5 protein-coding genes are annotated in these 6,149 nt (G+C 52.0%); 4 read left to right on the top strand and 1 reads right to left on the bottom strand.

Going from position 1 to position 6,149, the window contains the following annotated elements; translation table 11 throughout:
- The first annotated feature begins 17 nt into the window (after positions 1-17).
- From R3C20_23530 to R3C20_23545, 4 genes are all read left to right on the top strand, one after another.
- Positions 18-1,385: a hypothetical protein gene (locus tag R3C20_23530; protein MEZ6043481.1), complete on the top strand. Its 1,368-nt coding sequence runs from the start codon at positions 18-20 to the stop codon at positions 1,383-1,385.
- 291 nt (positions 1,386-1,676) lie between these two features.
- A complete protein-coding gene (locus tag R3C20_23535; protein MEZ6043482.1) occupies positions 1,677-3,764 on the top strand; it encodes a carboxy terminal-processing peptidase in 2,088 nt (695 codons plus the stop codon).
- Between the two features lie 96 nt (positions 3,765-3,860).
- Positions 3,861-4,868, top strand: coding sequence for an ABC transporter ATP-binding protein (locus R3C20_23540; protein ID MEZ6043483.1), 1,008 nt, complete (start codon positions 3,861-3,863; stop codon positions 4,866-4,868).
- Positions 4,868-5,767, top strand: a complete 900-nt coding sequence (locus R3C20_23545; GenBank protein MEZ6043484.1) for an ABC transporter permease subunit — start codon at positions 4,868-4,870, stop codon at positions 5,765-5,767. Before R3C20_23540 ends, R3C20_23545 begins: the two co-directional genes overlap by 1 nt.
- A gap of 14 nt (positions 5,768-5,781) precedes the next feature.
- Here R3C20_23545 and R3C20_23550 read toward each other — a convergent pair.
- Positions 5,782-6,149 (bottom strand): prepilin peptidase (locus R3C20_23550; GenBank protein ID MEZ6043485.1); only part of this gene is annotated, 368 nt, incomplete at its 5' end.

The following is a 6,149-nucleotide window of genomic DNA, read 5'->3' on the forward strand; positions in this document are numbered from 1 at the left end:
GAAGGATGAGATTCATTATGCCAGTCAGAGCGTTTGGGTACACGATTGTTATTCTGACATTGCTTAGCTGTACCGCTGGATCGTTCGCAAATAGTCAGGAGCCCGCGGAGAAAGTTCGGCTGGAAGCTGTCACTGATGCGAATGTTGTCACCAGGGTCGATTATCGAGTGGCCATTCGCGGAAAGATGATCACGCCGGCCAACGGCGGGCAGACCAAACTTGAACTGAAATCCGATGCCCATTTCGACTTCCGCCAACGGCAGTTTCAGCCGGTGGTTGCCGGACCTTTTGGTGTCCGGGCGGTTCGGCTGTTTTCAGATGCCACATCGAATACCCTCGTCGGCGACGATTACAAGACAGACATTAACCTTCCGCCGTCGCACCGTTTATTGCAGGTCTATGGCACAGAATCCGGGCTTAATCACGTGAGTCCGGACGTGCGATTAACGCGACAACATGTTGATCTGCTTCAAATGCCGATGGATCCGCTTTTTGCGAACGGACTGTTGCCCGGTCGGGACCTGTCGTCGAATGACGAAAAATGGAATACCGATGCATGGGTCGTACCTTCGTTGTGCGGAATGGAGGCTGCCATATCTCAGTCGGCAACCTGCAGGATTCGTACGCTGACTGAGGCCGCTGCAACTGTTGAATTTGAACTGACAGCTGATGGAGCCGTGCACGGATCCGGCTCAAAAGTTGTCGTGAAGGGTACGCTGACGTTTGATCGGGGCAGTCAACTGATCACAGCTTTGAAGGCAGAATTCAAAGAATTGCGATCACCCGGTGCTGTTAGTCCGGGGCTGGATGTCGTCGCCAACATCGAATGGAATCAGTCCCTCGCTGAGAACAAAGCTGACCTGCCGATGGAGATTTCGGAGTCGGAACCGGATGCAAACCGCCTGTTGCTGACACTCGCTACTCCGTGGAAACTTGCATTGCTGCATAACCGCAACTGGCACCTGTTTCATGAGACCGCTGATATGGTCATGCTTCGATTGCTGGACAACGGGAATCTGATGGGGCAGTGCAACATTTCGCCATCGATCCTGATGCCGCAGGGCCAATTTACCTCCGAGAAACAGTTTGGTGATGAAGTGGCTGGAGCTGTGGCTCCGCGGGAGGGCAGAGTCGTCTCGTCTGTGGTCAGGAATAGCGTAGGGGAGTGGCGAATTCATTCGATTCGAGCGGAAAGCAAAGCCGCGGAAAAGACGATTCAGTGGGACTATCACCTCTGCAGTCACACCAGCGGCCAGCAGTTTCTGGTGGTTTTTTCGCATACCTCAGATGTCGATGCGATCTTCAATGAACAGGCAGAGACTTTGCTGAAATCTCTGACTTTAAGGATCACAGGGAATCGCTCGCGGATTCCCCTGCCCAGGTGAGTCAGATTTCTGATTCGTCGTTCGGTCATTGCCGCTGAACGGCAACTCTCTTTTCTGACGATTGTTACTGGAACGTAGCCCGTCGAATGAGTTGTCAGACCCCCTCAAGTGCCTATATTCCAGTGGGACACCTATTGCCCCGAAACCAACAGCTGGTCTAACATAGCTCGGTTATTTTGGCGTTGATTTGAATCATTTACTCGGCTTTGCATGAGGTCGAGATCGGTCCATCAGAGTTGTTGTCCTGATATCAGGCACTCCGAGGATGGTTTCAGCAAGGGAAAAATAAGCATGACACCAAGGCTGATCTCAGGGAAAAAGTGGCTTGCCACAGCAGCTGCGATGCTGTTGGTTGCAGCTCCGGTATTCGGCGAAAACAAGGCTCGAGTAACTCAGGAGGATGGCCGGACAGCGCAGATGGTTGCGAACATGGTGTCTTCCAGGCACATCAACCACCCGTCCATCGACGACAGCCTGTCAGAAAAGCTTCTGGACAGCTTCATCAAAGTCTGGGATCCCCAGAAACTCTACTTTCTGCAGTCAGACATCGATGAATTCAACAAGCAGAGAACCTCGCTGGATGATCAGATCCTCGCAGGTGACGTCAACTTTGCGAACACGGTTTTCGAGCGATTTCGACTTCGAATGAATGAGCGTCAGGCTTCGATTGGAAAATGGATCGACGCCAGCCACGATTTTACAGTTGATGAATCGTTGATTCGGGATCCCAAGGATCTGCCATGGGCAAAGACAGAATCAGAAATCGACGAACGATGGCGAAAACGCATCAAATACGACTTACTTCTTCTGAAGATGGACAAATCAGAAGATGAGAAAGATGCTGAGCCAAAGACGGACGACGAACGTTTGGCCGATGCACGCAAGCGGCTGCACAAACGCTACCACACCAACAGGATTTTTCTTGAGCAGACAGAACCCCACGAGATTCTGGAACTCTATTTGTCTTCCATGACACACTCGCTGGATCCTCATTCCAGCTACATGTCGCCAAAGACCGTTGAAGATTTTCGGATCGTCATGGGCTTGAAGCTTGAGGGAATCGGAGCTCGATTGAAATATGAGGAAGGTTACACGGTTGTCGAGGATGTTATCGAAGGCGGCGCTGCATTCGCTGATGGTCGCCTGAAAAAGGGCGACAAGATCATTGGAGTTTCGGCGGACGGTGTGTCTGAGTTTGTCGACGTCGTTGAAATGAAGCTGACGAAGGTCGTGGATATGATTCGTGGTGCTCGCGGCACCAACGTAAAGTTGCAGGTTTTGAAAGAGGCCGGTGGTATCGAAGAATACGCACTTGTTCGAACGACGGTGCAGATTGACGACGACGAAGTGAAGGGTGAAGTGATCGAATCCTCCGAATGGATTGATGGTCGTAAAGCCCGAGTTGGGATTTTGAACATTCCATCGTTCTACCGTGATTTCAATCAGGCATCGATTGGTGGCGAATTCACCAGCACCAGCCGTGACGTTAAGAAGGTCCTGCAGGAGTTTAACGAGCAGGATGTGGATATCCTGGTGGTAGACCTTCGCTGGAATGGTGGCGGAGCACTGCTGGAAGCCATTGAAGTTTCTGGTCTCTTCATTCCACGCGGTCCCGTTGTTCAGGTCAAAGAGCCAGAGAATGCTGTCACTCCATACGATGATGAAGATCCGGAGATGCAGTGGAAGAAACCGATGGTCGTTGTATGCAATCGGTTTTCGGCATCTGCCTCTGAGATTTTTGCAGGGGCCATCAAGGACTACCGACGTGGAATCGTGATAGGTGATACCACGACACATGGAAAAGGGACCGTCCAGAACGTTGTGGATGTGGCAGGACGATTGTCTTTGTTTTCACGCGATCGCGGAGCCCTGAAGTTAACGATCAGCAAGTTCTATCGGGTCAACGGCGATAGTACTCAAACAAAGGGAGTGACTTCAGACATTGTTCTGCCATCGTTGCTCAACCATCGGGATATCGGGGAAGACTCTCTGGACAACGCTCTGGCATTCGATCGTATTACCAGAGCACAGTATGTTCCATTTTCATCGCTTGTGAACGATGCGATTATCGCTCAACTGGCAAAGAACAGCGAAGCTCGAGTCTCTGGTGACAAGGATTTTGCGCGAATCCAGAGACTGATTACACGATACCTGGAACGCAAGAACGATAAGACAGTGTCGCTTAACGAGAACACGCTCAAGGCGGAAGAAGAAGAGCTGAAACAGGAGCAACAGGAAGAAGAAGAAGCCATCAAAAAGGCGTCTGGTGCTGCTGAAAAAGATGACATATTTCCCCGTGGGTTCTACAACAAAGAACTTCTGAATATCACGACAGACTACCTTGAGATCCTTCAGGGAACTCAGACGGTCAAGTCGTGAGACGGTAGACGCGGCCAGGTGCCATTCGGAGTTCTTCCGCTGGCACGTCGAACATTTTCAGTAGTTCACGATTGTGGATGAGAATGAAATGTTGTGGTGTTCGCACGACATGATTTGAGAAACCAGGTGGTGATCAGTCTTGGGCTGATCACCACTTTTCTTTTGGAAAGAGCCAACAGCGTCGCAATGGCTGTCATCGAAACCAATAACCTGGGGCTCAGCTATGGAACGCGGAGAGGAATCACGGGCATCAACCTGTCCATAGAGCAGGGTCAGATTTTTGGCTTCCTTGGGCCCAACGGTGCGGGAAAGACGACTACGATCCGGATCCTGCTGGGTTTTCTGGCTCCGGGTCAGGGGCAGGCCCGGATCCTGGGGATAGACGCATGGAAAGAAAGCCACCTTGTCAAACAAGATGTTGGCTACGTTGCAGGTGACGTCCGACTCTATCCCTGGCTGACCGCCCGACGGGCCTTTGGGATTGTTGGTAAGATTCGTCAGGTGGATCTGCAATCTGCCGGGCTGGCTTTATGTGAACGATTTCGCCTGGAACCTGAATTGCCTGTCAGAAAAATGTCGCGAGGCAACAGACAAAAGGTCGCGCTGGTTCTGGCACTCGTGCATCGTCCCAAAGTCGTCATTCTGGATGAACCGACCTCCGGTCTTGATCCACTTATGCAACGGACCCTGATGGACTGTCTGCGTGAACTTGCGAATGATGGGTCTGCGGTCCTGTTTTCCAGTCATACACTCAGCGAGGTTGAAGAATTGTGTGATCGTGTGGCAATGATTCGTCGGGGGCGCATCGTCGTTGACGAAGCTCTCGATTCACTTCGCCGTCGTGCTCCGCGAACGGTTTCGGTTGCACTGCCTGCCAATGTTGATGCCGACATGCATGCGTTGCCGACGGGTGTGGAGCTGCTCAGGACAACGAAAGCAGGGGATTGTCAGCACCTGGAACTGCAACTTTCCGGGACCGCTATGCCGTTTATCACATGGGCCGCGACTCAGGGCTTTCTGGATGTGTCCATTGGCACTCCGGGCCTGGATTCGTTGTTCAGGCAATACTACGTGAACGACATCATCGATGAAGGAGACTGCTGATGACGGGTCTCCTCACGAAGATCTATATGGAAGTTCGATGGCCTGTCCTGTGGTTCAGCCTGGGGTTGTGCTTCATCATGGGACTATTGACAGCGCTGCTTCCAAAGGTCCTGGGTGACATTCAGCAGATCTTTGAGCGAATGCCGTTTATCAAGCCCCTGTTGACGGCTTTATTGGGAGTCGACCCGGGAGAGCAGGTGAAAGCAACAATGTCACAGGCCTTTCTGTGGGTTCATCCAACTGTCCTGACGCTGCTGTGGGCTCACGAGGTCATGTATTGCACCCGACTACCCGCAGGAGAAATTGATCGAGGGACCATCGACTTTCTCCTTGGACTTCCCGTTTCTCGATGGAAATTGTTTATTGCGGAAACGATCGGCTGGCTTACGTCAGGCGTCGTCATTCTGGGGCTGGGTTACGCCGGTCATCTTTTGGCATCGATGTTTCTGCAACCGGGCATGAGGCCTCCGGCAGTCGTGACTCTGTTTGTTATGTGCAACCTTCTTGCTGTGTACCTGGCGGTGGGGGGATTTGCCTTCCTGATCTCTTCTGTGAGTGACCGGCGAGGCCGGGCGATTGGAGTGGTTTTTGCCGTACTATTGTTCACATTTCTGATTAACTTTGTGGCTCAGTTCTGGGATCCACTGAAATCGATTTCGACCAACGATTCTTCTGTGGCCAACGTTGTTGCTGGTGCCGGAGAAAACAGTGACGCCGCGACTGCAGATTCTGCTTCCGGAATCGCAATGTTGAGTGTGATGGATTACTACCGTCCGGCAATCATCATTCAGAGTGGAGCATTTCCCTGGAGCGACGTGGCAGTTCTCCTGTTTTTTGCTGCCTTCAGCTGGACGATTGCGGGAGTGTGTCTGAGTCGTCGCAGTATTTGCACCGTCTGAAACGAAGTCTTCCGCTATCGTTTCAGTGCACTCGCAGGCACGGCCTTAAACAGCCGAAGCAGTCCCAGCATGATCGAAAGCATTAGAAGCACGCCTACTACCAGTGACAGTACGGTTGGCCAGTGGCTGAAGATGATCCTCAGCTGCAGAACTTCCCAGAGAATACGCCATGTGCAGAGGACAATGAATGCGGAAAAAGTCAGATAAGGCCCAAAGGCGACGAACGATCTTGCAAACGCGATCTGAGAGAAGAGGCCCATGAGCAGTCCCCCAATTGGGGCGATTGCTATCACGCAAAGTGTAGGCTGCCATCCCATGAACGCGCCGATCATCATCATCAGCGTGACGTCTCCGAATCCTACGGCTGCCTGTCCCAGTATCA

The organism is Planctomycetaceae bacterium (genome assembly GCA_041398825.1).
In the GTDB taxonomy this organism is placed as follows: domain Bacteria; phylum Planctomycetota; class Planctomycetia; order Planctomycetales; family Planctomycetaceae; genus F1-80-MAGs062.